The organism is Nocardioides ureilyticus, assembly GCF_051280745.1.
In the GTDB taxonomy this organism is placed as follows: Bacteria; Actinomycetota; Actinomycetes; order Propionibacteriales; family Nocardioidaceae; genus Nocardioides.
The window spans coordinates 151904-176891 of sequence record NZ_JBNCOG010000001.1; the positions used below are offsets into that span (position 1 = coordinate 151904).

A 24988-nucleotide genomic window follows, 5' to 3' on the forward strand; every position below is an offset into this window, starting at 1 on the left:
TACGGCACCGGGGCCGTCGAGCCCCCCTCGCCGAGCCGCAGGAGTACGGTCGTCCCGTGCACGTCGTGATCATGGGCTGCGGCCGGGTGGGCTCCACCCTCGCCCGCAGCCTCGAGGACCGGAACCACACGGTGTCGATCATCGACAACGAGCCGGACGCGTTCCGCCGCCTCGGGCCGGGGTTCAACGGGGACAAGATCGCCGGGGTCGGCTTCGACCAAGAGGTCCTGGGCAAGGCCGGCATCCGCCGCGCGGACGCGTTCGCCGCCGTCTCGTCCGGCGACAACTCCAACATCATCGCAGCGCGGGTGGCGCGGGAGACCTTCGGCATCCAACAGGTCGTCGCCCGCATCTACGACCCCGGCCGTGCGGAGGTCTACCAGCGGCTCGGGATCACGACCGTCGCCACCGTGAAGTGGACGGCCGACCAGGTGCTGCGCCGGCTGCTGCCGGCGGGCGCCGAGCCGGACTTCCGGGACCCCTCCGGCACCATCCGCGTCGACCACGTGCCGGCGCCGGAGGCGTGGGTGGGCCACCGCACCGTCCACTTCCAGGAGCAGACCGGCAGCCGGATCGCCTGGATCGACCGGCTCGGCGAGGGCATGCTGCCCAAGCGCGACTCGGTCATCCAGGAGGGAGACCTGATCCACCTGGTGGTGCGCGAGGAGAACGCTGCGCACGCGATGGCCGTCGTCAAGCGCGGACCGCGAGAGGACTAGGAACGCCATGCGTGTCGCCATCGCCGGGGCTGGAGCCGTCGGCCGCTCCATCGCCCGCGAGCTCATCCACAACGGTCACGAGGTGCTGCTGATCGACAAGAGCCCCCACTCCATCCGGCCCGAACGGGTGCCGGACGCCGAGTGGCTGCTCGCCGACTCCTGCGAGCTCTCCTCCCTCGAGGAGGCGCGCCTGGACCGCTGCGACGTCGTCATCGCCGCGACCGGCGACGACAAGGTCAACCTGGTGACCTCGCTGCTGGCCAAGACCGAGTTCGGCGTGCCCCGCACCGTCGGCCGGGTCAACCATCCCAACAACGAGTGGCTCTTCACCGAGGCGTGGGGCGTCGACGTCAACGTCTCGACGCCGCGGATCATGTCCGCGCTGGTCGAGGAGGCGGTGACGGTCGGCGACCTGGTGCGCCTGTTCACCTTCCGCCAGGGCGGCGCGAACCTCGTCGAGATGACGCTGCCGGCGGACTCGCCGTACGTCGGGAAACCCAGCGGCCTCATCCCGCTGCCGGAGAACTGCGCGCTGGTGACGATCCTGCGCGACGGCCAGGTCTACGTGCCGAGCGCCGAGCAGCCGGTGGAGTCGGGCGACGAGCTGCTGTTCGTCGTGCCGGCCGAGGGCGAGGACGCGCTCGAGCGGCTGCTGGCCCCCTCCAACCACGGCGGGTGAGCGGGGAGCCGCCTCCCGATCTGCCGCGGACAGCGCACGTCGGGCCGGGGGCGCGGGCAGGCAGGCGTCGCCGAACGTGCACAACGACGCTCGCGGCGACAGCCACCTGCGCACACGCATCCTGAGCGAGTGGTTGTGTACGTTCGACGACGGTCGACACTCCGCCGGTGGCCCGGTGAGCGCGCTGACGACCGCGACAGAGTCGGGTCCGTCGTCTGGGCGGTCCGGGATCGTGACCTGCACCGTGATGGCGACCGGGGGCTGGCGCGCCCGCGGAGTCGGTCGCTCGCGTGACAGACGTCCTCTCCTCCGCAGGTACCGACTTCCTGGCCCCAAGTACCGCGTGCGTCCGAACGGCGCCGATCGCACGCAGTCGGCCTTCAAGATTGGTCCGTGAACCCCTCTCCGCGCACCTTCTCGTCCGCCCTGGCCGTGGTCGGCGCCAGCCTACTGCTGGGCGGTCTGACCTCGTGGCTCCAGGGCCTGCTGCCCGACGCGCTCGCATCGTTCGCCAACTCGCCGTCCGGGTGGACGGCACTGACCGCCCTGCTCGTCGCCGCGGCGCGACCGTCACTGCCATGGGGCGCGGCGCTCGGAGTGGCGTCGTTCGTCGCCCTGGTGCTGGGCTACACCGTCGCCTCCGAGCTGCGCGGGCTCTCCTACGACCCGGTGTTCTGGAGTGTGGTCGGCATCATCGCCGGCCCGTTCGTCGGCGCAGCGGCTGCCGCGGTCGTGGGCCTTCGCGCCGTCCACGCGGCGCTCGGCGCGGGCGCCCTCGCGGGCGTGCTGATCGCCGACGGGATCTACGGCCTGACCGTCGTCGACTCCACCACCAGCCCGGTCTACTGGACCCTGTGCCTGGTGGCCGGTGCCGCCGTGGTTGGGCTCACGGCCGTCCGGCTGCGCACGCCCGCCGCCGCGGCAGGCGTCGTCGCCAGCGCCGCGGCGGCCACCGGCGTGCTGAGCCTGGGGTACGGCGTCCTCAACTCGGTGTACTGAACCCGCAACGACGAATGCCTCGCGCGGGCGGCGCGGTCAGGCAGCCGGACGGACCGGGGTGCGGTTGCGGCCGAGCACCCAGGCCATTCCCGCGAGCGCGGCGAGCTGGAGTGGCCAGCCCAGGGCGATCTTCAAGATGCCCAACGCCGCCACCACCGTGTCGACGTCCATCGCCCCGCCCTGCCCGGCCAGCCACAGCGGCGCCTGGACCACGACCCGCAGCAGGCACGGGAGGACGAGCAGCCAGGTCAGCGTGGTGCACAACCGCACCACCTGCGGGTCGTCGTGCCACGCGGTCGCGTCACCGGTGACGCTGCCCACCATGAAGCCGACCAGAGGCCAACCGACGAGGCAGGTGAGCGCCAGCACGACCGTGTAGCCGGTGTTGTAGAGGATCCCGGGCAGGAAGTACGCCAGGGCCTGCTCGCTCTCGCTGCCACCCCGGCTGGCCGCCATCCGGACGAAGAGCCACCCGATGCCGATGCCGAAGAGCGCGTTGAGCGCGAACTGGACCGTGCTCCGCTGGACCAGCCGCACCACGAGCAGCACCACGGCCGTGGCGACACTGATCGTCAACGACAGGGTGAGCCGGCTCGTCGTCAGCCACAGCACCGTGAACATGATCGTCGGCACGGCAGCCTCGACCATGCCCCGGCGGCCGCCGAGCGCCTTGGCCAGCTGGGCGCGGACGACGGCCTCGACGGTGTCGAGGGACGGCGCCTGCTCCGTGGTCACGGCATGAGCTCGTAGCGCGGGTTGTACATGATCCGGGTGCCGTCGTGCGTGCCGATCCGGCCCTGCACGTCGACCGAGCGGCCCGGGGTGATGCCGGCGATCCGGCGCCGGCCCAGCCACACGATGGTGATCGTCCCCGAGCCGTCGTACAGGTCCGCCTCGAGCGCCGGCACACCGCCGCGCGGCCGCAGCGTCACCGTCCGCAGCGTGCCCCTCAGGTGCACCCGCTCGCGGTCAGGCGCACAGTCGACGGTCTGGCAGCCCGTCATCTCATGGGCCTTGCGGGTGTCGCGCGCGTGCTGGTCCTCGGAGTCGGCCCACCGGCTCAGGCTGCGCCGCAGCCGGCTCACTGGACCTTCCTCGCGTTCTCCGGCACGGTCACCGGAAGCGGCTCGCCCGGGGGCAGCGCACCCTCGCCGCGCCGGACCGCCACGGTGGTGATCACGTCCTCCCACTCCCGGCCCGCCTCGGCGTCGACCGCGGGGCGGCCGAGCAGCGTCGCACGCAGCAGCCAGCGGCTGCCGTTGATGCCGATGATCCGCGAGGGCTGCGTTGCGGCCTGGCCGTCGGGGCGGGTGACGGGCAGGTTGCAGACCACCTCGGTGCCGAACCGGCCCTCCCGCTCGGTGGCCGTGCCGCCGCGCTGCGCCATCTCGGCCGCGATCCGCGGACGCAGCTCGCTCCAGAGGTCGCCGTTGCGGGGAGCGGCGAAGGCGCGCATCTCCAGCGCACCGTCCTCGGCGGTCAGCAGCACCGCCTGCACCTGACCGGTGCGCTCGTCGACCTGCAGCCGCAGGTCGCGCCCCGGCTGGGGCCCGATGAGCAGCGACCCGAGGTCGACCCGCTCGACGTCGTCCGGCGGGAGCTCGCTGACGTCGAAGGGACCGACCGGCGCCTCGGTGGGCTCCACGTCGGACGGCACCTCCTCCGTGGCGGCGGCCTCGGCGGACTTGCGGCGGAACTTCACGAACGACTCCCTCGACTGGCTTGCTGGCGGCCGGTCACGGGCGACCGAACCCACCGGTAGAACCGTAGCCTCCGTCGCCCCGTTCGGAAGAGGGGAGGACGTCCACCTCGACGAACGACGCGGTCTCGAAGCGCTGGACCACCAGCTGCGCCACCCGGTCCCCGCGCCGCAGGGCGACCGGCTCGATCGGGTCGAGGTTGACCAGCAGCACCTTCACCTCCCCGCGGTAGCCCGCGTCGATGGTCCCCGGGGCGTTGACGATGGAGACGCCGTGCCGGGCGGCCAGGCCCGAGCGTGGGTGCACCAGGGCGACGTACCCCTCCGGCAGCGCCAGGGCGATCCCCGTCGGCACCAGCGCCCGCTCCCCCGGTGCCAGCACCAGGTCGACAGTCGTGTGCAGGTCGGCGCCGGCATCGCCGCGATGCGCGTACGCCGGCAGCGGCAGGTCGCGGTCCAGCCGGACCACGGGGATCTCGAGCTCGCTCACGCCCGGACCCTAGAGCACCCGGAGGGCAGCCCTCGTCGGCGCGGGCGGGCGCGGGGATGGCAGGCTGGTGGGGTGCCCGGACAGCGCCCCACCGACCACCACGAGCGCCTGACGGTCCCCCTCCGCTGGTGGGTCCTCGGCGCGGGCTTCGTCGTCTCGCTCTGGCTCGCCGTGGATGCCGCCGCGCCAGCCCTCTTCTCGCTGGCGGTGGGAGTGGTGGGCATGGCGGTCCTGGCTGCACTCCTGCTGTCCTACGGCTCGCGGCGGGTGGAGGTCGCCGACGGCGTGCTCCGCGCCGGACGCGCCACGATCGAGGGCGAGCACCTCGGCGAGGTCGAGGTGCTCGACGCGGTGGCCACCCGCCGCACCGCCGGCCCGGAGGCGGACGCGCGGGCCTACCTCGCGACGCGCCCCTACGTCCGGACCTCGGTCAAGGTCGAGATCACCGACCCGGCCGACCGCACGCCGTACTGGCTGATCAGCACGCGTCGTCCCGAGCGGCTGGCCGCCGCGATCGGCGCCCTCCGCGAGGCGGGTCGGCGGGCCTGACGCCGCCGCGTGGCCGCGGGGCGGCTGGGTACTGTGCCGCCATGGCTTCTGACTCCTCCAAGGTGTGGTCGGTCTTCTCGCTGGTCTCCGCGCTCGGCGCGGCCGCGATGGCGAGGAAGGGGCTCGAGCGCGCGTGGCGGATCGCCACCGGCCGCAAGCCCCCGGAGAACCCGGCCGACCCGGACGTGGCGCTGCGCGAGGCGGTCGCCTGGGCCAACGCGACCGGTACGGCGGTCGGCGTGGCGCGGATGCTCGCGCAGCGGCGGGCCGCGTCGTACTACACCCGCTCCACCGGGCACCTGCCGCCCGGCCTGCACCCCGACGGCCAGTAGGCCGAGCAGGCCCCCGGGGGCGAACCGATCCCGAGCACGGCGAAGGCCCGCGACCACCAGGTCGCGGGCCTTCTCGATCAGTACTGATCGGTCTCGATCAGTCCAGCGTCACACGCAGTCGCGGCAGATCAGCTTCTTGCTGTCGGCCAGCTGGCTGCGGTGGTGGACCAGGAAGCAGCTCATGCAGGTGAACTCGTCGTCCTGCTTCGGCTTCACCTCGACGGCGAGCTCCTCGTGCGAGAGGTCGGCGCCGGGGAGCTCGAAGGACTCAGCGGCCTCCGCCTCGTCCTCGTCGACCTTCCCGGAGTTCTTGTCGTGGCGACGAGCCTTGAGCTCCTCGATGGACTCCTCGGACTGGTCTTCCTCGTTCTTGCGCGGTGCGTCGTAGTCCGTCGCCATGCGTCGCTCACTCCCCTCGTCCTCGATGCCTCGCCTGCCGGTCCGGCCCGGCACCGTGCCGTCGTCGGCGCCAGATTGTGCACCATCGGTCCTCGTCTGCCCACACCGGTGGGCGGTGCGGCAGGTGAACCTCCCGCGGTGGTGCCCTATTCCCCGTCCAGCGCCGGGTCATCCGTCCGGGTGTCCGCATACCCCGCGGCCAGCACCGCGTCGCGGAACTCGGCGAAGCCGTGCGCCGGCGCCGCCAGGAGGAGCGGGCTCCCGCCCACCCCTCGGAGCAGCTCGGTGCGGGCCCCCGCCGCCCGCGCCACCAGCCCTCCCGCAGCGTGGTCCCACAGGTGCACGCCCTCCTCGACGTAGGCATCGAGCGAGCCCTCGGCGAGGTGGCAGAGGTCGAGGGCGCACGACCCCATCCGACGGATGTCACGCACGCGCGGCAGCAGCTGCACGAGCGCCTCGGCCTGCAGCGCGCGCCGCCGGCTCTCGTAGGAGAACCCCGTGCCGACCAGTCGCCGGGCCAGCGGCGTCGGTGCCGCCACGGTGATGGGCGCACCGTCCCGGGTGGCGCTCGCCGTGCCGTCGGCGGCGACGTGCGCGCCGTACTCGGTGCCCGTCACGGCGTTGACGACGACACCCGCGACCACCTCCCCCGCCACCTCGGCGGCCACGGAGACGGCGTACTCGGGGATGCCGTAGAGGAAGTTCACCGTGCCGTCGATCGGGTCGACGATCCACCGGACCCCGCTGGTCCCCGGCACGTCGTCGCCCTCCTCGCCCAGCACCGCGTCGTCGGGCCGTCGCTCGGCCAGCAGCCGGCGCACCAGCGCCTCGCTCGCGCGGTCGGCCTCGGTCACGACGTCGACGTCGCTGCTCTTCGTCGCGGCGACCCCGACCCCGCGCTCCGCGTGCTCCCGCACGACGACCACCGCCGCACGCGCCACGTCGAGGGCGACCTCGCGGAGCTCCTGGGGACTCACCGGCACGTCACTGGTCGATCGGCTCGCGCTCACCGGTGAGGGCCGGGCGCGGCCCCTTCGGGTTCGCGCAGCAGCCCACGGGGCAGCGGTCCCACATCGGCCCGATCTCACCGACGGCGTTGCGGGCCACCGCCTCGCCGCGCTCCACCGCGGCCCGCTCGAGCAGCAGGTCGCGGACGGCCCGCACGAACCGGGGGTCCGAGCCGGCCGTGCCGGCCCGCCGGGCGGGCAGGCCCAGGCGCTCGGCGGTCGCCATCGCCTCGGTGTCGAGGTCGTAGATGACCTCCATGTGGTCGGACACGAAGCCCACCGGCACCATCACCACCGCCGGCACCCGGCGCTCGTGGAGCGCCTCGAGGTGGTCGTTGACGTCCGGCTCGAGCCACGGCACGTGCGGCGCGCCGGACCGCGAGCAGTAGACGAGCTCGTGCGCGTGGCTGCGACCGGTCTCCTCCCGGACGCGTTCCGTGATGACCTCCGCGACGTCGAGGTGCTGGCGGACGTAGGCCCCGCCGCCGAGCTCCGGCGGCCCGCTGCTGTCGTTCATCGCGGTCGGGATCGAGTGGGTGACGAAGGCGAGGTGCGCGCCGTCGCGGACGTCGTCGGGCAGGTCCGCGAGCGCGGCGAGGGTCGCGTCGACGACCGGCTCCACGAACCCGGGGTGGTTGAAGTAGTGGCGCAGCTTGTCCAGCCGGGGCGCCCGCTCCAGCGGGGCCACCGCGTCCGCGAGGTTCTCGCGGTACTGCCGGCAGCTGGACCAGGAGGAGTAGGCGCTGGTCATGAAGCAGGCCGCCCGCTGAATACCGTCGGCGGCCATCTGCGCCAGTGTGTCGGTGAGGTACGGGTCCCAGTTCCGGTTGCCCCAGTAGACCGGCAGGTCGACCCCGGACTCGGCGAGGTCGGCCCGCAGCGAGGCCAGGAACTCCCGGTTCTGATCGTTGATCGGCGAGCGGCCGCCGAAGAGGTGGTAGTGCTCGCCGACCTCCTCGAGCCGCTCGCGGGGGATCCCGCGGCCCCGGGTCACGTTCTCCAGGAACGGCACCACGTCGTCCGGCCCCTCGGGGCCGCCGAACGACACGAGCAGGAGGGCGTCGTACGGCGTGGGGTCGGTCGCGCGGTCGGGCGTCGGCATGACCACATCGTAGGGAGGGCCGGTGGCGCACCGGTCCGGCGCCCGGCGCCACCCTCGACGGGTGCGCGGGGATTGGCTGCGCGTGACCGCCGAGCCCTAACTTGAGCGCGCCATGCCCATGTTCGCCGCCTACCGCCGGGTGCTCTCCGAGCCCGGCGCCGCCCTGTTCTCGGCGACGGGTCTGGTCGCGCGCCTGCCGATCTCCATGGTCGGTCTCGGCATCGTGCTCCTCGTCGAGTCCTCGACCGGCTCCTACGGCCTCGCCGGGGCCGTCTCCGCGGCCTACATGGTCGCCAACGCTCTGCTCGCGATCGTGCAGGGCCGGCTCCTCGACGCGGCGGGGCAGGGGCGCGTGCTGTCGATCGCCAGCGTCGTCTTCGGGTTGGCGATGTCGGTGCTGGTCTGGTCGATCCAGGCCGAGCAGCCCCTAGCGCTGACCTATGTCGCGGCCGCCGTCGCCGGCGGCTCGTTGCCGCAGATCGGCTCGTGCGTCCGCGCCCGCTGGGCCTGGGTGCTGCGCGAGCCCGCCGACAAGCACACGGCGTACGCGCTCGAGGCGGTGGCGGACGAGGCGGTCTTCATCGCCGGACCGATCCTGGTCACCCTGCTCGCCACGACGGTGCACCCGGTGGCCGGCCTGGCCACCGCGGTCGTCGCCGGGGTCGGTGGCAGCCTGCTCTTCGCCGCCCAGCGCCGCACCGCACCGCCGCCCCACCGGCACGACCGGGCGACCGGCGCCCGGCCCCCGCTCCCCTGGCGCACGCTCGTGCCGCTCGCCGTGGTCAGCGCCGCCCTCGGCGTGCTCTTCGGCGCCGCCGAGGTGACCACGGTCGCGTTCGCCGACGAGCAGGGCAACGAGGCGTACGCCGGTGGGCTGCTCGCGCTGTGGGCGCTCGGCAGCCTGACCGCCGGCGTCGTCACCGGCGCGGTCACCTGGCGCCGAGGACCCGCGGCCCGCGTCCGCTGGGGCGCGGCCGCGATGGCCTGCGCGATGGCCCCGCTCTACCTTGCCGACTCGGTCGCGGTCATGGCCGTCCTGCTGCTGGCGGGGGGCGTCACCATCGCCCCGACGCTGGTCGCCACCATGTCGCTGACCGAGCAGACCATGCCGCCCGGCCGGCTCACCGAGGGCATGGCGATCATGCAGACCGGCCTGGTGGCGGGCGTCGCCCCCGGCGCGGCCGCGAGCGGGTACGTCGTCGACCACCACGGCGCCTCCGCGGCGTACCTCGTGAGCCTGGCCGCCGGGCTGCTGGCGGCCCTGGCGGCGCAGGCGATCCCCCGGCGGGAGTGACCCCCGCGCGGTACGTTGCGCCGGTGGAGTGGAGGAACTGGTCGCACCTCGAGACCGCCCGGCCCAGCCGCGTCGTACGGGTCCCCGACGCCGACGCGGTCGCGGCGGAGGTCCGGCGGGCGCGGGAGCGGCGCAGCACGGTGAAGATGGCGGGCAGCAGCCACTCCTTCACCGGCATCGCCGTGCCCGGCGAGACCATGCTCGTGCCCGACGCCCTGTCCGGCATCGTCGCCGTCGACCGGGACGCGATGACGGTGACCGCGCTGGCCGGGACCCGGCTGGCGGACCTCAACGCCGGCCTCGAGCGCCTGGGGCTGAGCCTGCACAACATGGGCGACATCGCCGAGCAGACGCTGGCCGGCGCGGTGTCGACCGGCACCCACGGCACCGGTGGGCTCGTCGGCGGGCTGGCCGGCCAGCTGGCGGGCCTGGAGCTGGTCACGGGCACCGGCGAGCTGGTCCGGGCGACCCCGGAGGAGAACCCCGAGGTGCTCGACCTCGCCCGGGTGGGCCTGGGCGCCCTCGGCGTGCTGACGACGGTGACGTTCCGCGTCGAGCCGCTGTTCCTGCTGGAGGCGGACGAGCGGCCGATGGCGTGGGACGAGGCCCTCGCGACGTACGACGAGATGGCGGCGAGCAGCCACCACCTCGACCTGTACTGGTTCCCGCACACCCACCGCACGCTGGTCAAGCGCAACGACCGGCTCGCCGACCCGCTGGCGCAGGCACGACCGCTGCCCCGGTGGCGTGCCTGGCTGGACGACGACCTGCTGGCCAACACCGTCTTCGGCGCGGTCACCGCTGCCGCGAACCGCGTCCCGGCCGCGATCCCGCGGGTGAACCAGGTGGCTGCTCGTGCCCTGGGTCCGCGGACCTACAGCGACGTCGCCCACCGCGTGTTCACCACGCCCCGGCGGGTGGTCTTCCGCGAGATGGAGTACGCCGTGCCGCGCGAGGTGGGCCTGGAGGTGCTCCGCGAGTGCCGACGCGTCATCGACGCCTCCGACGTGACGGTCAGCTTCCCGGTGGAGGTCCGCAGCACCCCTGCCGACGACGTGCCGCTGTCCACCAGCTCCGGCCGCGACTCGCTGTACCTCGCCTTCCACACCCACCGCGACGCCGACCACCGGCGCTACTTCGCGCTCGTCGAGCCGGTGCTGCGCGCCGCCGGGGGCCGGCCGCACTGGGGCAAGCTGCACTCCTGCACCGCGGCCGACCTCGCCCCGCTCTACCCGCGGTTCCCCGACTTCCTCGCCCTGCGCGACCGGCTCGACCCCGACCGGGTCTTCGCCAACGACTACCTGCGCACGGTGCTCGGCGACTGACCCCCTGCCGGCGCGGCCTCAGGTCTTCCGGTTGTACATCCGCAGGGCGACCGGGGCGAAGAGCGCCGTGATCGCCGCGGACAGCACCAGCACGACGAGGATGTCGCCGCCGTCCGGCGAGCCGTTCATCAGTCCGCGAGCCGCCTCGACCAGCAAGGTCACGGGGTTGACCTCGACGAAGGCCTGCAACCAGCCCGGCATCGTCTCGGGCGGGGCGAAGACGGAGCTGACGAAGGTCAGCGGGAAGAGCACCATCATCGAGGTGCCCATGACGGCGTTCGGGGTGCGGACCTTCAGGCCCACGATGAGCCACAGCCAGCTCAGCGAGAAGCAGAAGACGAGCAGCAGCACGACGGCCGCGAGGACCCCCGGCAGGCCGCCGGGCGCGCGGTAGCCGATCAGCAGACCGACCACGAGCACCATGGCCGAGGCGAGCGCGTAGCGCAGGGTGTCGCCCAGGAGCGCGCCGACCAGCAGGGCCGGCCGCCACACCGGCAGCGAGCGGAACCGGTCGAAGACGCCCTTCTCGATGTCGGTGTTGATGGTCAAGGCGGTGTACATCGTGATGAAGACGACCGTCTGGGTGAGGATGCCCGGCAGGGCGTACTGGAGGTACTCCCCGGGCGAGCCGGCGACCGCCCCGCCGAAGACGTAGGTGAACATCAGCGTGAACATGATCGGGAACATGGTCACGTCGAACAGCTGCTCGGGGACGTGCTTGATCTTGAGCAGCGCCCGCCAGCCGTAGGTGAGCGACGCGCTCACCGGGCCGGCGTGCCCAGGGCGCTCGGCGCTGCCGAGGGCTGCGACGACGGAGGCGTCCAGCGACGGCTCGGTCGTGGGGGTGGTCGTGCCGGCGCTCATGCGGGCACCTCCTCCTGGTCGGGTCGGTCGTCGGACGGCGAGGGTGCTCGGTCCTCGGCTGGTCGGCCGGTGAGGGCCAGGAAGACCTCGTCGAGGCTGGGCTGGCCCAGCGAGTACTCCGTGATCCGCAGCCCGCGCTCGCCCGCCTGCTGCAGGGCGCCGGCGACCCGCGTCGGGTCGGCGACGCGGAGCGAGAGCGAGGCCGGGTCGGAGTCGAGCACCGGCTCGGCCCCGAGGTACTGCCCCAGCAGCGCGCCGAGCGGCGCCCGGTCGGCCGGGTCGGCGACCCGGACCCGCACCGCTCCCGACCCGACCGACGCCTTCAGCTGGCCGCTCGTGCCCTCCGCGATCACCCGGCCGTGGTCGATGACGGCGATCCGGTCGGCCAGCTGGTCGGCCTCCTCGAGGTACTGCGTGGTGAGAAGGATGGTCGTGCCGGCGTCGACGAGCGCACGGACGATGCCCCACACCTGGTTGCGGCTGCGCGGGTCGAGCCCGGTGGTGGGCTCGTCGAGGAACATCAGGTCCGGGCGGACCACGATCGAGCCGGCGATGTCGAGACGCCGGCGCATCCCGCCGGAGTAGGCCTTGACCTGCTTGCGGGCCGCGGCCGAGAGGTCGAAGGCCTCCAGCAGCTCGAGGGCACGCCGCTTCGCCGAGGCCCGGTCGTGGCCGTGCAGCCGGGCGAGGAGCGTGAGGTTCTCCAGGCCGGTGAGGTCCTCGTCGAGGGACGCGAACTGGCCGGTGAGGGCGACCCGGGCGCGGACGGCCGCGGGCTCGCGCACGACGTCGTGGCCGAGCACCCGCGCGGTGCCGCCGTCGGGCACCACGAGCGTGGCCAGCATGCGGATGGTCGTGGTCTTACCGGCGCCGTTGGGCCCGAGCACGGCGAAGACCCCGCCGGTGGCGATCGACAGGTCGACGCCGTCGACGGCCCGGGTGTCGCCGTAGGTCTTGACCAGGCCGTGGGTCTCGACGGCGAGGTCGGTGCTTGCCGCGGTGTCGGGGTGCGAGGTCATGGTCGTCACCGTGCCACCACCCACCGACAGCGTGCACGCGCTTTCTGGGGACGTCGTCTGCTCATGGACCCTCAGACCGACGCCGGCCCGGGAACTCATCGGTCCCGGGCCGACTCTCACACGCTCGCCGACGTGGCCGGGGTGGGCGCCTGCCAGCCGCGCCACATCGCCAGCAGCCGCCACACCAGGCAGGTCGCCGCGCCGACCAGCGCCACACCCACCCGCGGCAGGTCCAGCTCGAGGCCCACGACCACCGCGGTCGCACCCGCGAGTGCCGGGATGGCGTAGAGCTCGCCGCGGAACACGACGGGGACCCGGCCGGCGAGCAGGTCGCGGACCATGCCGCCACCGATGGCGGTCACCATCCCCAGCAGCGCGGCCGGGATCGGCCCCAGCCCGACGTCGTACGCCTTGAGCGCCCCGGCCACGCAGAAGACCGCGAGCCCGCAGGCGTCGAAGACGTTGACCGTGCGCTCCATCCGGCCCAGCGTGGGGTGGTAGCCGAAGGTCAGCAGCCCGGCGCCGACCGGCACGAGCAGGTAGCGCCAGTCCGCCAGCGCGGCGGGCGGGGTCGCGCCGATCAGCACGTCGCGGAGGAAGCCGCCGCCCAGCCCGGTCGTCCCGGCCAGCACCAGGACGCCGAAGAGGTCGAGGTCCTTGCGGACCGCCACCAGCCCACCGGAGACCGCGAAGACGAAGATCCCGACCAGGTCGAGCACGACGAGGGTCGGCACGCTCGGAGGTTACCCGCCGGTGACGGCACGCTGGCGTAGGCTCGTCCGCACCTCGGCTGCACGCGGGGAGACCCATCCACGACCAGCAGGAACAGGCAAGGACCACGCCATGGCGCACCTCGAGCTCACCGGTGTGAGCGAGGACGGGAAGCGCCTGCTCCTGACCGACGAGACCGGCACCGAGCACGACGTCGTGATCGACCAGCGGCTGCGCGATGCGCTGCGGGAGAAGTCCGCCAGCGGCACGTCCCCGCGCGACCAGCCGTCGCGCCGAATGGAGAAGCAGATGGAGAGCACCCTCCGACCCCGCGACATCCAGGCACGGGTCCGTGCCGGCGAGAGCGCCGAGCGGCTCGCGGAGATCGCGGGGACGTCGGTCGAGCGGATCATGGCCTTCGCCGGACCCGTGCTGGCCGAGCGCCAGCACGTGGCCCAGCGCGCGCAGCGGTCCTCGGTACGCCGCCGCGCCGGCGAGTCGGCCGGCTCGGCGCGGACGTTGGGCGAGGCGGTCGAGGGCCGCCTGCGCGCGCTCAACGTCGTCCCCGACGTCGTCGAGTGGGACTCCTGGCGGCGCGAGGACGGCCGGTGGACGCTCGTCGCCGACTACGAGACCCGTGAGCGGCAGGGCCGGGCGGAGCTGGCCTTCGACGTGCCCGGCAACTTCGTGGTGCCCGAGAACGACGACGCCCGGTGGCTGGTCGGCGAGCCGCTCGCCGAGGCGGTCGACATCGCGCCGACGTCCGAGCCCGCTGCCCAGGCCCGTGACGACCTGCGCCAGGCGCGCGAGCGCCGGAGGACGACGGTCGACCCCGTCGACCAGGAGCTGCCGTACGACCAGCCCGCGGACGAGCTCGGCGTCGATGCCATCCAACTGGTGCGCGACCGCTCGGCCGAGCCCGAGCCCGGGCCCCACCACGAGGTCGAGGTCGAGGTCGACCCGGAGGCACCGACGGCCGAGCAGCCCGCCGTGCCGGCGGGAGACGAGCCCGCGCCCGACGACGCGGTCCAGCCGCAGCCGGCCGCCGAGGAGCCGCCGGCCCGCCGGCCGGTGCGCAAGAGCCGGGGCCGCGCCTCGGTGCCGAGCTGGGACGAGATCATGTTCGGCGGCGGCAAGCCGGACTGAGGGCGCAGTAGCCTCCGGTCATGTACTTCGTGACCGGGGCCACAGGCTTCATCGGACGGCGACTCGTCGAGGAGCTGCTGGACCACCGCGAGGACGAGGTGCACGTCCTCTGCCGGGCCGGGTCGCTGCCCCGGCTCGAGGTGCTCCAGCGCCGGTGGGGCTCGGACCGCGTGGTCCCCGTCGTGGGCGACCTGACCGAGCCCGGGCTCGGTGTCGACGCCGCGTGGGTCGAGGAGCACGCCGGCGACGTCGAGCACTTCTTCCACCTCGCCGCGGTCTACGACATGACCGCCGACGACGCCGCGAACCAGGCGATGAACGTCGACGGCACCCGCCACGCGCTGGAGCTCGCCTCGGCCGTCGGCGCCGGCTGCTTCCACCACGTCTCCTCGGTGGCGGTCGCCGGCGACTTCCGGGGCCGCTTCGACGAGACGATGTTCGCCGAGGGCCAGGGGCTCCCCTCGCCGTACCACCGGACGAAGTTCGAGTCCGAGCGGATCGTGCGCACCGAGGCCGCCGTCCCCTGGCGGGTCTACCGGCCCGCCATCGTCGTCGGCGACTCCGCGACCGGGGAGATGGACAAGGTCGACGGGCCGTACTACTTCTTCCCGCTCCTCAAGGCGCTGCGGGACCGCCTGCCCGCGTGGCTGCCGATGGTCGGCGTCGACCTCGGCGCCACGAACCTGGTGCCGGTCGACTACGTCGCCTCGGCGATGGACCACCTGGCCCACCTGCCCGGTCACGACGGCGAGACGTTCCACCTGGTCGACCCGGACCCGCAGCCGGTGGTCGAGGCGGTCAACGTGCTCTGCACCGCTGCCGGGGCGCCGCGCTTCACCACCGCCCTCGACGGCGCCGGCCTGCTGCCGCGGATGCTCAGGCCGGCGTCCCTGCTCTCGGGGATCGTCGGCAACGCCGGCGTGCAGCGGGTGATCGACCCGGTCACGAGCAGGCTCGGCATCCCGGCCGAGGTGCTGGCCCACACGTCGTTCCCCGCCGTCTTCGACTCCCGCCGGACCGAGGGGGCCCTCGCCGGCTCCGGCATCGGTGTGCCGGACCTCGAGGGGTACGCCGAGCGGCTGTGGACCTACTGGGAGGAGCACCTCGACACCTCCACCGGAGCGGACACCCGCACCCGCGCCGCCCTCGAGGGCAGGCACGTCGTGATCACCGGCGCCTCCTCGGGCATCGGGCGGGTGACCGCCCTCAAGGTCGCCCAGGCCGGTGGCGTGCCTGTCCTCGTCGCGCGCGGCAGGGAGAAGCTCGAGGAGACCAGGGACCTCATCGAGCTGCACGGCGGGACCGCCCACGTCCGGCCGTGCGACCTGTCGGACCTCGAGGCGATCGACGCCCTCTGCGCCGACCTCGTCGCGACGCTGCCGTCGGTCGACCACGTCGTCAACAACGCGGGGAGGTCGATCCGGCGCTCGCTGAAGCTCTCCCACGACCGCTTCCACGACTTCGAGCGCACGATGCAGCTCAACTACTTCGGAGCCGTCCGCCTGGTCATGGGCCTGGTCCCCGCCATGCGCGAGCAGCGCCGCGGCCACGTGGTCAACGTCAGCTCCATCGGCGTGCAGACCAACCCGCCGCGGTTCTCCGCCTACGTCGCCTCGAAGTCGGCGCTCGACTCGTGGAGCAACGTGGTCTCCAGCGAGCTGGTGGGCGACGGCGTCACCTTCACCAACATCCACATGCCGCTCGTGCGGACGCCGATGATCGCCCCGACCAAGCTCTACGACAAGTTTCCCACCATCTCACCGGCCCAGGCCGCGGACCTCGTCGTCCGGGCGATGGTCGAGAAGCCCCACGAGATCAACACCCTGCTCGGCAACGCCGGCGCGGTCGCGCACACCCTGGCACCGCGGCTCTCGTTCCGCGTCCTGAACCTGGCCTACCAGGTGTTCCCGGACTCCGCGGCCGCCCAGGGCGACGCCGCGGCCGGTGCCGCGCGGCGGGAGTCCGAGCAGCTGCTGCTGGCCCGCGTGCTCAAGGGCGTGCACTGGTAGGGCCGATCTCCACCGGCCGGGACCGGTCCGCCACCCACTCGCTCCAGCTCCCCGGCCACAGGGCCGCCGACACCCCGGCGACCTCGAGGGCGAGCACGTCGTGCGCGGCGGTCACCCCCGACCCGCAGTACGCCGCGACCTCGACGTCCTCGCGCACCCCGGCGGCCGCGTAGAGCGCCCGCAGCGTCGCCGCGTCCCGGAACCGGCCGTCGGCACCCAGGTTCGTGCTGGTCGGCACGTTGACCGCGCCGGGCACGTGGCCGGCCACCGGGTCGATCGGCTCGACCTCGCCCCGGAACCGCTCGGGAGCACGGGCGTCGACGAGCACCCCGCGGCCCGCGACCGCAGCCACCTCGTCCACCTCCACGACCGGCATGGCGCCGGGCGTCGCGGTGAAGTCGCCGGGCGCCGGCTGCTCCTCCCCCGTCGCCACCGCACCGCCGGCGGCGAGCCAGGCCGGCCAGGCCCCGTCGAGCACCCGCACGTCCCGGTGGCCGTGGTGGCGCAGCAGCCACCACGCCCGCGCCGCGGCGTGGCCGGCCCAGTCGTCGTACACGACCACCGGCCGCCCGGCGGAGACGCCGACGGCGCGCATGGCGTCCTGGAACGCCTCGGGAGCCGGCAGCGGGTGGCGGCCCCGCTCGCCGGGCGGCCCGGCCAGGGCGGAGTCCAGGTCGACGTACGCCGCGCCTGGCACGTGGCCGCGCCGGTGCTCCTCCCGGCCCGGCGGCCCGCCCGTGCGGTAGCGGACGTCGAGCACGGTCACCTCGCCGGGCCGCCCGTCCAGCAGGCGGCGCAGCTCCTCGGCGCTGATCAGCGGTCCGGTCATGGCTCCGGTCATGGGCACCATCCTGCCGCGCGCGCACGACCGGCGCATGGGAGGATCCGCCGGTGGCGGAACTGCACTTCTTCACCGGGACGATGGACTCCGGCAAGTCGACCCTCGCGCTCCAGACCAACCACAACCACGCCGCCCGGGGCCGCGCCGGCCGGATCTTCACCGCGCACGACCGGGCGGGCCAGGCGCTGATCTCCAGCCGTCTCGGCCTCACCCACGAGGCGATCGAGGTCGGCGCGGACTTCGACTTCTGGCGCTACGTCGTGGACTCGCTGACCCACGGCGGCCGGATCGACTACCTGGTCTGCGACGAGGCGCAGTTCTACACCCGGGAGCAGGTCGACCAGCTCGCCAAGGTCGTCGACGAGCTCCAGGTCGACGTCTTCGCGTTCGGCATCCTCACCGACTTCCGCACCGCCCTGTTCCCCGGCTCCCAACGGCTCGTCGAGCTGGCCGACCGGATGAACGTCCTGCAGGTCGAGGCCCTGTGCTGGTGCGGCAAGCGCGCCACCCACAACGCGCGCACCGAGAACGGCGCCATGGTGGTCGAGGGCGACGTGATCGTGGTCGGGGACGTCGACGACGCCGGTGCGGCGCCGACCGACGTGGCCTACGAGGTGCTGTGCCGCCAGCACCACCGGCGCCGGCTCACCGCCGCCCGGGCCAAGGCGGTCTCGCTCGCCCCGGAGCCGCTGCCGTTCGGCTGAGCCTCCGGACGGCTCAGTCGACGAGGACGGGGATGAGCATCTCGTCGGCGGTCAGCGACCCGTGCAGCCCCACGAGGGTCTTCTCGTAGGGGAAGTCGGTGGTGGAGAAGACGGCGTGGTCGCCCGTCGAGGCGACGAGCACGTCGCCGAGCCGGGGCAGCACCGCCGCGTCGACCGGGCCGAACCAGCCCCGCCGCACGGCCTGCTCGCGGGTCAGCACCTCGGCCCGGTCGCCCAGCACCGCCGACCAGGCGGCCGCGACGTCCTCGACAGCCCCGGCGTGGCAGTACAGGTGGCGGAAGCGGGCCTCGCCACCGAGCAGGACGACCCCGTCGCGCAGCTCGGCGTGGTCGTCGACGTCGAGCCGGTGCTCGGGCGGGCAGTCGACCATGCCGTGGTCGGCGACCACGACCAGCCGTACGTCGCCGGGTAGCGCCTCGCGCAGCTGCTCGGCCTCGGAGTCGATGCTGGAGAGCTGCTGCAGCCACTGGCTGGACGCGACGCCGTACCGGTGGCCGGTCCAGTCGAGGTCACCGTCGTAGAGGTAGGTCAGCGAGGGCCGCTCCACCGACGCGGCGACGGCCGCGGCGATCCGCTCGCCGACCTTGTCGGCCGCGACGTAGTCGGCGCCGCGCGAGCCGGCCAGCGTCAGACCGCTCGACGCGAACTCCCGCTTGTTGACCACCGTGACGGTCACGCCCGACCCGCGGAGCCGGGCGAAGGCGGTCGGGTGCGGCTGCCACTCGACCGGGTCGACGTCCTTGGGCCAGAGCAGGGCGTTGAGCAACCGGTCGGTCCCCGGCATCCGCGAGGTGAAGCCGACCAGGCCGTGCACGCCCGGCGCGAGGCCGGTGCCGAGGGAGGTCAGGCTGGTGGCGGTCGTCGACGGGACGCCGGCCGTCAGCGGTGCCCGACCCAGCAGCGAGGAGAGGTACGGCGCGGCGTGCGCGTGGCGCTCCAGCACCCGCAGGCCGAGGCCGTCGACCAGGAACACGACGTACGACGACGCCGGGGGCAGCTCCAGCCCGGTCGGCGCCGGGCCCAGCCCCACGCCGAGCGCCTGCGCGACCGCGGGCACGACGTCGGAGAGCGCCCGCTCGCCGTACGCCGGCTCGAGGAAGCCGCTCGCCGGCTCGCCGCCCACGCCGGTCAGCCTCCGTGGGTCGCGGCGGAGAGGGACTCCGCGAAGGAGAGCAGCCCGGCGACCGCATCGGCGCCGTCGGCGGCCGCCGAGACCCTCAGCGAGAAGTCGTCGGAGGAGAGCACGCCGGTGTAGCCGTGGTCGGCCTCGCAGCTGGCGTCGGAGCAGCCCGCCGGCTCCAGGTCGATCCGCGCGACGCCGCCCCACCCGATCGTCATCACGACCTCCGCCGGCCGCGAGGGGCCCGAGGTCGGGTTGGCGATGTTGCGGGTGACGACCACCGACTTCACCGCCGAGAGGCTCACCGCCTCGGTCGAGGTCGAGGTGTAGGGCTCGGGGAGCAGGTCGTCGCCCGGGTGCTCGTCGGTGTGGGCGAGCACCAGCCGGGACGGGGTGAGCACCACGACGCTCAGGTGCCGCCGGACCTCGTCGCGCTCGAAGGTGGGCTCGTGGTGGACGAAGAAGGAGACGACCTCCTCGCCCGCGACCGCGGACGCCACCCCGTCGGCCACGACCTCGGGGTAGTAGCCCGTGCGGTCGATGGCCCGGCGGAGCTCGGTGGCCCGGTCACGGTCGTCGGTCGTGCGGCTGCGCATGGGCCGAAGTGTGTCACGGGCGACGCCCCGGCCCGCGCGCCGGGAGAGCCGGCGGCGCACTCAGCTCGGCAGGGTGTCGCCCGGCAGGGACGGCAGCCGCCGCACGAACCAGTCCGAGCGGGGGTCGGTGACCGGCTCCACCCGCGCGGACGCGGTCAGCACCGTCGCGCCGTGCGCTCCCGCGAGCACGAGGGAGAGCTCCAGCGAGCGCACCTGCGGCAGGTCGTTCTGCAGCCGCGAGACCCGCAGGATCAGGCGTTCCACCTCCGCGACGTCGACCACCTCGCTGCCGCGGTAGCCGAAGAGCATCGGCGCGGCCTTGATCTCGCGGACCATCGCCGCGGCGTCGCGCTCGTTGAGCGGCGGGATCCGGAACGAGCGGTCGGCGAGGAGCTCGTTGATCGGCCCCGAGATGCCGAAGGAGACCACCGGCCCGAACAGCGGGTCCTCGATCGAGCGGATGGTGATCGGGACGCCGGGCTGGGCGACCTTCTGGACGACGAACCCAGCGTTGGCCGGGTCGGTGACGATGGCGCTCAGCGTCTCCCACGCGTCGGCCATCTCGGCCTCGTCGTCGATGTTGCGCCAGACGTGGGCCAGGTCCGGGCGCTCCCGGAGGTGGTCGGCGGTGGCCTTGAGGACCACGTTCCAGCCGAGCTCGGCGCCGACGCGCTGGGCGCTGGCCAGGTCCGCGACCGGCCGGGAGCTCCACAGCTCGATCCCGTAGCAGGCGAGCAGCTCGCGCAGCGTGTCCTGGCTGAGGTCGACGCCCCCGGGGTGGTCGATGAGCGCCCGGTTGACCACCGCCCGGGCGGTGCCGGGGTCGAGCTCGTCGCCGACCCGCGGCGGGGAGTCGGGAGTGCGCAGCCACACGGCGTACTCCACGACGCGGGCGAGCGCGCGGACGGCGTACTCCACGGCGGGGTACGACGGCACCGAGCCGCGGCCGGCGGTGGAGCCGGCGACGTCGGGCACCCGCAGCAGCTCCGGGACGCCCTCGGCGCCGAGGAACGACGACACCAGCGGCTTGTCGGACTGCTCCCCCACCGCGGCGAGCACGTTGGCGACGTCCTCCCCGGAGACGTTGAGGGGCGGGATGTAGACGGCGACGACCGAGTCGACGTCCGGGTCGTCGATCGCGGCGTCGAGGGCGTCCTCGAAGTCCTCCGCGGTCGCGTCCGCGCCGAGCGCGACGGACTTGTTGACCACCAGGCCGACCTCGGCGGCGGCGTCGGCCGCGAGCAGCCCGAGGGCGTCGGAGTTGCCGACGATGGCCACCCGGCGCCCCCGCGGCAGCGGCTGGTGCGCGAGCAGCTGGGCGACGTCGAACATCTCCTCCAGGGTGTTCACCTGGATCACCCCCGCCTGGCGGAACATCGCGTCGACGGCCTGCGGCGGCGCGGCGATGCGGCGCACGGTGTGGCCCATCGGCACGCCCTGGGTCGTCCGGCCCGAGCGGACCGCGATGATCGGCTTGCGCAGCGAGACCCGGCGCGCGATGCGGGAGAACTTGCGCGGGTTGCCGATGCTCTCGAGGTAGAGCAGGACCACCTCGGTCGAGTCGTCCTCCTCCCAGTACTGCAGGAGGTCGTTGCCAGAGACGTCGGCGCGGTTGCCCGCGCTCACGAACGTCGACAGGCCCAGGCCGCGGTTCTGCACCTTCTCCAGGATCGCGGAGCCGAGCGCGCCGGACTGGCAGAAGAAGCCGGCCCGGCCGCGGGGCGGCATCACCGACGACAGCGAGGCGTTGATCGAGACCGACGGGTCGGTGTTGATGATGCCCAGGCAGTTGGGTCCGATCAGGCGCAGGCCGTAGGAGCGGGAGAGCCCGACCAGCCGGCGCTGGCGCTGGCGGCCCTCCTCACCGGTCTCGGCGAAGCCCGAGGAGATCACCACCAGGCCGTGCACGCCCTTGGCTGCGCAGTCGAGGACCACGTCCTGCACCGCGTCGGCCGGCACCGCCACGATCGCCACGTCGACGTCGTCGGGGATGTCCTGCACGGTCTTGTACGCCGGCATGCCGGACACCGCGGCGGCGGTCGGGTTCACGACGTAGACCCGGCCGGTGAAGTCGCCGGTCACGAGGTGGCGCACGAGTGCCTGGCCGATGGTGTCCTGCCGGCGCGAGGCGCCGATGACGGCGACCGAGCGCGGGTTGAAGAACTTCTCGATCGACGCGGCCTCGGCCTTGTGCTCGCGGCCCTGCATCAGCCCGATCGCGGTGTCGGTGGGCGTGATCGGGAACTCGAGCATGAGGACGCCGTCCTCGTACTCGCTCGCCACGTGGTAGCCGGCGTCTCGGAAGGTCTGGATCATCCGGGTGTTGTCCGGCAGCACCTCGGCGACGAACCGGTCGACCCCCCGCTCGCGGCCCGCCTGGGCGAGGTGCTCCAGCAGCACCTGGGCGATGCCCCGGCCCTGGTGCTGGTCCTCGACGAGGAACGCGACCTCCGCCTCCCCCGGCCGCACCACGTCGTAGCGGCCCACCGCGATCATCAGCCCGCTGAGGGTGAGGACGAACGCCACCCGGTTGACGTGGTCCACCTCGGTGAACCGCTTGACGTCCCGCTCGGAGAGCCGTGGCATCGGCGAGAAGAACCGGTAGTACTTCGACTGGTCGGAGACCCGGGCGTAGAACTCGACCAGGAGCGCCGCGTCGGCCGGCCCGATCGGGCGGATGTGGGCGGTCCGGCCGTCCTTCAGGAGGACGTCGGCCTCCCAGTGCCGGGGGGCGGTCGGGGCGTCCTGCGCGGTCACGGCTCCACGCTACCGGCCGGGCCGTCGGCGTGCCCCCGGTGGATCGGGTCGGTCCGCCGGGGAGAATGGCCCCATGGCACGCCGTACTCCCGCTCCGCCCCCCGAGGACTTCGAGGAGCACATCCTCGACACCGACATCAAGCAGGAGATGGAGTCGTCGTTCCTGGAGTACGCCTACTCGGTCATCTACTCCCGGGCCCTGCCGGACGCCCGTGACGGGTTGAAGCCGGTGCAGCGCCGGATCCTCTACACGATGGACGAGATGGGGCTGCGCCCCGACCGCGGCCACGTCAAGAGCGCGCGCGTCGTGGGTGACGTGATGGGCAAGCTCCACCCGCACGGCGACGGAGCGATCTACGACGCCATGGTGCGGATGGCCCAGCCCTGGTCGATGCGGCTGCCGTTCATCGACGGGCACGGCAACTTCGGCTCGCCCGACGACTCGCCCGCGGCCATGCGGTACACCGAGGCGCGGATGGCGCCCGCCGCGGTGGCGATGACGGCCTCGATCGACGAGGACACCGTCGACTTCCGGCCCAACTACGACAGCCGGGAGATGGAGCCGTCGGTGCTTCCCGCCGCGATCCCCAACCTGGTGGTCAACGGCACCACCGGCATCGCGGTCGGCATGGCCACCAACTGCGCGCCCCACAACCTGGTCGAGGTGGTCCAGGCCCTGCGGCACCTCATCAAGCACCCGTCGGCCGGGGTCGACGACCTGATGCGCTTCATCCCGGGGCCGGACCTGCCCACCGGCGGCAAGATCGTCGGCCTCGACGGCATCCGCGACGCCTACGAGACCGGTCGCGGCACCTTCCGGATGCGCGCGAGCGCCCGCGTGGAGAGCGTGACCGCCCGCCGCAAGGGCATCGTCGTGACCGAGCTGCCCTACGGCGTCGGGACGGAGAAGGTCGTCGAGCGGATCAAGACCCTGGTGCAGGCCAAGAAGCTGCAGGGCATCTCCGACATCAAGGACCTCACCGACCGCGAGCACGGCCTGCGGCTGGTCATCGAGGTCAAGAACGGCTTCGTCCCGGAGGCCCTGCTCGAGCAGCTCTACCGCCTCACGCCGATGGAGGACACCTTCGGCATCAACAACGTCGCTCTCGTGGAGGGCCAGCCCCGGACCCTGGGGCTCAAGGAGATGCTCGAGGTCTTCCTGGCGCACCGGTACGACGTGGTCCGCCGCCGCACGACGTTCCGCCGGGGCAAGGCCGCCGACCGACTGCACCTCGTGGAGGGCCTGCTGATCGCGATCCTCGACATCGACGAGGTCATCCAGCTGATCCGCTCCAGCGACAACGCCGAGCAGGCACGGACCCGGCTGATCGACGTCTTCGAGCTGAGCGAGGCCCAGGCCAGCTACATCCTGGAGATGCAGCTGCGCCGGCTGACCCGGTTCTCGAAGATCGAGCTGGAGAAGGAGGCCGACGAGCTGCGCCGGACGATCGAGGAGCTCGACGCGATCCTCGCCGACGAGTCGCTGCTGCGCACCGTGGTCTCCGACGAGCTCGCCGAGGTGGCCAAGACCTACGGCACCCCACGCCGCACCGTGCTGCTGGAGTCTGCCGGCGCGCCGGTGGCCACGACCGTGTCGCTCGAGGTCGCCGACGACCCGTGCCTGGTCTACCTGTCCTCCAGCGGGCTGCTCGCCCGCACCGCCACCGCCGAGGCGCCGGGCCGGGGCGGCGACCGGACCAACCACGACGTGGTCGTCTCGGCGGTCCCGGCCACCGCGCGCGGCGAGGTGGGCGGCCTGACGAGCACCGGCCGGCTGGTCCGGATCGGCGTCCTCGAGCTCCCGCAGCTGCCCGGCACCGCCAACGACCCGCACCTCGCCGGCGGCCTGCCGGTCAGCGAGATCCTCGCGCTCGAGGCCGGGGAGCGCCTGCTGGGCCTGTGCACGCTGGCGACCGACGGCCCCGGCCTCGCGCTCGGCACCCGGCTCGGCGTGGTCAAGCGGGTCAACCCCGAGGTGCTCGGCCGCGACGACTGGGAGGTCATCCGGCTCGCCGAGGGCGACGAGGTCGTCGGGGCGGTCGAGCTGGCCACGGGTGACGAGGAGCTGTGCTTCATCACCACCGACGCCCAGCTGCTGCACTTCGGCGCCGACGGCGTCCGGCCCCAGGGCCGCTCGGGCGGCGGCATCGCGGGCGTCCGGCTCGCGGCCGGCGCCACGGTGCTGTGGTTCGGCGCCGTCGACGCCGACGCCGCGGACGGCTCGGTGGTGGTGACGTCGTCCGGCTCCTCCACCGCCCTGCCGGGCACCGAGCCCGGCGCGGTGAAGGTCACGCCCTTCAGCGAGTACCCGCCCAAGGGGCGCGCGACCGGCGGCGTGCGCTGCCACCGCTTCCTCAAGGGCGAGGACGCGCTGGTCTTCGCCTGGGCGGGCACGGCGCCCGCCCGTGCCGCCGCCGACAGCGGCGCACCCGTCGAGCTCCCACCCGCCACCGGACGCCGCGACGGGTCCGGCCTGCCCGGCACCCAGCCCATCGCCGCCTGTGCCGGGCCGGTCGCCGCCCGCGTCGGACTCACCGACCCCACGACCGGCGCCGCGAGCGACACGGCGAGCGACACGGCAACCGGACCTGTGGAAGGCTGACGAC

At 73.6% G+C, this 24988-nt stretch carries 25 protein-coding genes; 11 read left to right on the forward strand and 14 right to left on the reverse strand.

The annotated features are described in order from the left end of the window. The first annotated feature begins 71 nt into the window (after positions 1-71). The 3 genes from ACSMHG_RS00765 (at position 72) to ACSMHG_RS00775 (ending at position 2397) form a co-directional block, all read left to right on the forward strand. Complete coding sequence (locus tag ACSMHG_RS00765) at positions 72-719, forward strand: potassium channel family protein (protein ID WP_435741539.1); 648 nt, start codon at positions 72-74, stop codon at positions 717-719. 7 nt (positions 720-726) lie between these two features. Continuing rightward, on the forward strand, positions 727-1398 hold the full coding sequence (locus tag ACSMHG_RS00770) for a potassium channel family protein (RefSeq protein WP_435741416.1): 672 nt from the start codon (positions 727-729) through the stop codon (positions 1396-1398). A 393-nt stretch (positions 1399-1791) separates the two neighbouring features. Continuing rightward, a complete protein-coding gene (locus ACSMHG_RS00775) occupies positions 1792-2397 on the forward strand; it encodes a DUF6518 family protein (RefSeq protein ID WP_435741417.1) in 606 nt (201 codons plus the stop codon). 36 nt (positions 2398-2433) lie between these two features. Here ACSMHG_RS00775 and ACSMHG_RS00780 read toward each other — a convergent pair whose 3' ends face one another. Genes ACSMHG_RS00780 through dut form a run of 4 tightly spaced genes read right to left on the reverse strand, consistent with a single transcriptional unit; the run spans position 2434 to position 4586 of the window. Continuing rightward, positions 2434-3132 carry a DUF3159 domain-containing protein gene (locus ACSMHG_RS00780; protein ID WP_435741419.1) on the reverse strand — a complete coding sequence of 233 codons (699 nt, stop codon included), beginning with the start codon at positions 3130-3132 and terminating at the stop codon, positions 2434-2436. After that, entirely contained in the window at positions 3129-3482 is a 354-nt protein-coding gene (locus tag ACSMHG_RS00785; protein ID WP_435741420.1) for an OB-fold nucleic acid binding domain-containing protein, read from the reverse strand. Before ACSMHG_RS00785 ends, ACSMHG_RS00780 begins: the two co-directional genes overlap by 4 nt. Next, entirely contained in the window at positions 3479-4099 is a 621-nt protein-coding gene (locus ACSMHG_RS00790) for a DUF3710 domain-containing protein (RefSeq protein WP_435741421.1), read from the reverse strand. The genes ACSMHG_RS00785 and ACSMHG_RS00790 overlap by 4 nt, the downstream gene beginning before the upstream one ends. A 34-nt stretch (positions 4100-4133) precedes the next feature. Continuing rightward, the gene (dut, locus tag ACSMHG_RS00795) at positions 4134-4586 is read right to left on the reverse strand and encodes a dUTP diphosphatase (protein WP_435741422.1); all 453 of its coding nucleotides are present in this window, start codon (positions 4584-4586) and stop codon (positions 4134-4136) included. A gap of 72 nt (positions 4587-4658) precedes the next feature. Between dut and ACSMHG_RS00800 the strand changes: the two genes are divergently transcribed. After that, entirely contained in the window at positions 4659-5135 is a 477-nt protein-coding gene (locus ACSMHG_RS00800; protein WP_435741423.1) for a DUF3093 domain-containing protein, read from the forward strand. Positions 5136-5176: 41 nt separating this feature from the next. Further along, positions 5177-5467, forward strand: coding sequence for a DUF4235 domain-containing protein (locus ACSMHG_RS00805; protein ID WP_435741424.1), 291 nt, complete (start codon positions 5177-5179; stop codon positions 5465-5467). 108 nt (positions 5468-5575) lie between these two features. Here the strand turns inward: ACSMHG_RS00805 and ACSMHG_RS00810 are convergent, their stop codons facing one another. From ACSMHG_RS00810 to ACSMHG_RS00820, 3 genes are all read right to left on the reverse strand, one after another. Next, a complete protein-coding gene (locus ACSMHG_RS00810; RefSeq protein ID WP_435741425.1) occupies positions 5576-5866 on the reverse strand; it encodes a DUF4193 domain-containing protein in 291 nt (96 codons plus the stop codon). 146 nt (positions 5867-6012) lie between these two features. Beyond that, positions 6013-6843, reverse strand: a complete 831-nt coding sequence (locus tag ACSMHG_RS00815) for an inositol monophosphatase family protein (protein WP_435741426.1) — start codon at positions 6841-6843, stop codon at positions 6013-6015. Positions 6844-6850: 7 nt separating this feature from the next. Next, positions 6851-7975: a ferrochelatase gene (locus ACSMHG_RS00820; protein ID WP_435741427.1), complete on the reverse strand. Its 1125-nt coding sequence runs from the start codon at positions 7973-7975 to the stop codon at positions 6851-6853. Positions 7976-8087: 112 nt separating this feature from the next. Here ACSMHG_RS00820 and ACSMHG_RS00825 point away from each other — a divergent pair, with 112 nt between their 5' ends. Continuing rightward, the gene (locus ACSMHG_RS00825) at positions 8088-9269 is read left to right on the forward strand and encodes an MFS transporter (protein WP_435741428.1); all 1182 of its coding nucleotides are present in this window, start codon (positions 8088-8090) and stop codon (positions 9267-9269) included. 23 nt (positions 9270-9292) lie between these two features. Next, the gene (locus ACSMHG_RS00830) at positions 9293-10594 is read left to right on the forward strand and encodes a D-arabinono-1,4-lactone oxidase (protein ID WP_435741429.1); all 1302 of its coding nucleotides are present in this window, start codon (positions 9293-9295) and stop codon (positions 10592-10594) included. Positions 10595-10612: 18 nt separating this feature from the next. Here the strand turns inward: ACSMHG_RS00830 and ACSMHG_RS00835 are convergent, their stop codons facing one another. From ACSMHG_RS00835 to ACSMHG_RS00845, 3 genes are all read right to left on the reverse strand, one after another. Next, the gene (locus ACSMHG_RS00835; protein ID WP_435741430.1) at positions 10613-11458 is read right to left on the reverse strand and encodes an ABC transporter permease; all 846 of its coding nucleotides are present in this window, start codon (positions 11456-11458) and stop codon (positions 10613-10615) included. Further along, positions 11455-12477: an ATP-binding cassette domain-containing protein gene (locus ACSMHG_RS00840; RefSeq protein ID WP_435741431.1), complete on the reverse strand. Its 1023-nt coding sequence runs from the start codon at positions 12475-12477 to the stop codon at positions 11455-11457. Before ACSMHG_RS00840 ends, ACSMHG_RS00835 begins: the two co-directional genes overlap by 4 nt. Before the next feature lie 116 nt (positions 12478-12593). Then, positions 12594-13211 carry a trimeric intracellular cation channel family protein gene (locus tag ACSMHG_RS00845; protein WP_435741432.1) on the reverse strand — a complete coding sequence of 206 codons (618 nt, stop codon included), beginning with the start codon at positions 13209-13211 and terminating at the stop codon, positions 12594-12596. A gap of 109 nt (positions 13212-13320) precedes the next feature. Between ACSMHG_RS00845 and sepH the strand changes: the two genes are divergently transcribed. Together sepH and ACSMHG_RS00855 are read left to right on the forward strand one after the other, a co-directional pair. After that, the gene (sepH, locus tag ACSMHG_RS00850; protein ID WP_435741433.1) at positions 13321-14334 is read left to right on the forward strand and encodes a septation protein SepH; all 1014 of its coding nucleotides are present in this window, start codon (positions 13321-13323) and stop codon (positions 14332-14334) included. Positions 14335-14354: 20 nt separating this feature from the next. Then, positions 14355-16343: an SDR family oxidoreductase gene (locus ACSMHG_RS00855; protein ID WP_435741434.1), complete on the forward strand. Its 1989-nt coding sequence runs from the start codon at positions 14355-14357 to the stop codon at positions 16341-16343. Here ACSMHG_RS00855 and ACSMHG_RS00860 read toward each other — a convergent pair. Continuing rightward, complete coding sequence (locus ACSMHG_RS00860; RefSeq protein ID WP_435741435.1) at positions 16324-17184, reverse strand: sulfurtransferase; 861 nt, start codon at positions 17182-17184, stop codon at positions 16324-16326. The genes ACSMHG_RS00855 and ACSMHG_RS00860 overlap by 20 nt on opposite strands. A 50-nt stretch (positions 17185-17234) precedes the next feature. Here ACSMHG_RS00860 and ACSMHG_RS00865 point away from each other — a divergent pair, with 50 nt between their 5' ends. Next, positions 17235-17888, forward strand: a complete 654-nt coding sequence (locus tag ACSMHG_RS00865) for a thymidine kinase (protein ID WP_435741436.1) — start codon at positions 17235-17237, stop codon at positions 17886-17888. Between the two features lie 13 nt (positions 17889-17901). On the opposite strand, the gene ACSMHG_RS00870 is transcribed toward ACSMHG_RS00865, so the two are convergent. The 3 genes from ACSMHG_RS00870 to ACSMHG_RS00880 are packed head-to-tail and all read right to left on the reverse strand — an operon-like array spanning position 17902 to position 22382. Next, a complete protein-coding gene (locus tag ACSMHG_RS00870) occupies positions 17902-19032 on the reverse strand; it encodes an alkaline phosphatase family protein (protein ID WP_435741437.1) in 1131 nt (376 codons plus the stop codon). A 5-nt stretch (positions 19033-19037) separates the two neighbouring features. Continuing rightward, positions 19038-19625 (reverse strand): DUF5998 family protein, encoded by a 588-nt coding sequence (locus tag ACSMHG_RS00875; protein WP_435741438.1) that lies wholly within the window; start codon positions 19623-19625, stop codon positions 19038-19040. A 60-nt stretch (positions 19626-19685) separates the two neighbouring features. After that, the gene (locus ACSMHG_RS00880) at positions 19686-22382 is read right to left on the reverse strand and encodes a bifunctional acetate--CoA ligase family protein/GNAT family N-acetyltransferase (protein ID WP_435741440.1); all 2697 of its coding nucleotides are present in this window, start codon (positions 22380-22382) and stop codon (positions 19686-19688) included. A gap of 73 nt (positions 22383-22455) precedes the next feature. On the opposite strand from ACSMHG_RS00880, the gene ACSMHG_RS00885 reads away from it, so the two are divergent. Further along, positions 22456-24984, forward strand: coding sequence for a DNA gyrase/topoisomerase IV subunit A (locus ACSMHG_RS00885; protein WP_435741441.1), 2529 nt, complete (start codon positions 22456-22458; stop codon positions 24982-24984). The last annotated feature ends 4 nt before the right edge of the window (positions 24985-24988 follow it).

Bases quoted from the DNA above. Each gene is read 5' to 3' on its own strand.
- ACSMHG_RS00765 (WP_435741539.1), top strand. From the start codon at position 72: ATGGGCTGCGGCCGGGTGGGCTCCACCCTCGCCCGCAGCCTCGAGGAC.
- ACSMHG_RS00770 (WP_435741416.1), top strand. From the start codon at position 727: ATGCGTGTCGCCATCGCCGGGGCTGGAGCCGTCGGCCGCTCCATCGCC.
- ACSMHG_RS00805 (WP_435741424.1), top strand. From the start codon at position 5,177: ATGGCTTCTGACTCCTCCAAGGTGTGGTCGGTCTTCTCGCTGGTCTCC.
- ACSMHG_RS00810 (WP_435741425.1), bottom strand. From the start codon at position 5,866: ATGGCGACGGACTACGACGCACCGCGCAAGAACGAGGAAGACCAGTCC.
- ACSMHG_RS00820 (WP_435741427.1), bottom strand. From the start codon at position 7,975: ATGCCGACGCCCGACCGCGCGACCGACCCCACGCCGTACGACGCCCTC.
- ACSMHG_RS00825 (WP_435741428.1), top strand. From the start codon at position 8,088: ATGCCCATGTTCGCCGCCTACCGCCGGGTGCTCTCCGAGCCCGGCGCC.
- ACSMHG_RS00835 (WP_435741430.1), bottom strand. From the start codon at position 11,458: ATGAGCGCCGGCACGACCACCCCCACGACCGAGCCGTCGCTGGACGCC.
- ACSMHG_RS00840 (WP_435741431.1), bottom strand. From the start codon at position 12,477: ATGACCTCGCACCCCGACACCGCGGCAAGCACCGACCTCGCCGTCGAG.
- sepH (WP_435741433.1), top strand. From the start codon at position 13,321: ATGGCGCACCTCGAGCTCACCGGTGTGAGCGAGGACGGGAAGCGCCTG.
- ACSMHG_RS00855 (WP_435741434.1), top strand. From the start codon at position 14,355: ATGTACTTCGTGACCGGGGCCACAGGCTTCATCGGACGGCGACTCGTC.
- ACSMHG_RS00860 (WP_435741435.1), bottom strand. From the start codon at position 17,184: ATGACCGGAGCCATGACCGGACCGCTGATCAGCGCCGAGGAGCTGCGC.
- ACSMHG_RS00875 (WP_435741438.1), bottom strand. From the start codon at position 19,625: ATGCGCAGCCGCACGACCGACGACCGTGACCGGGCCACCGAGCTCCGC.
- ACSMHG_RS00885 (WP_435741441.1), top strand. From the start codon at position 22,456: ATGGCACGCCGTACTCCCGCTCCGCCCCCCGAGGACTTCGAGGAGCAC.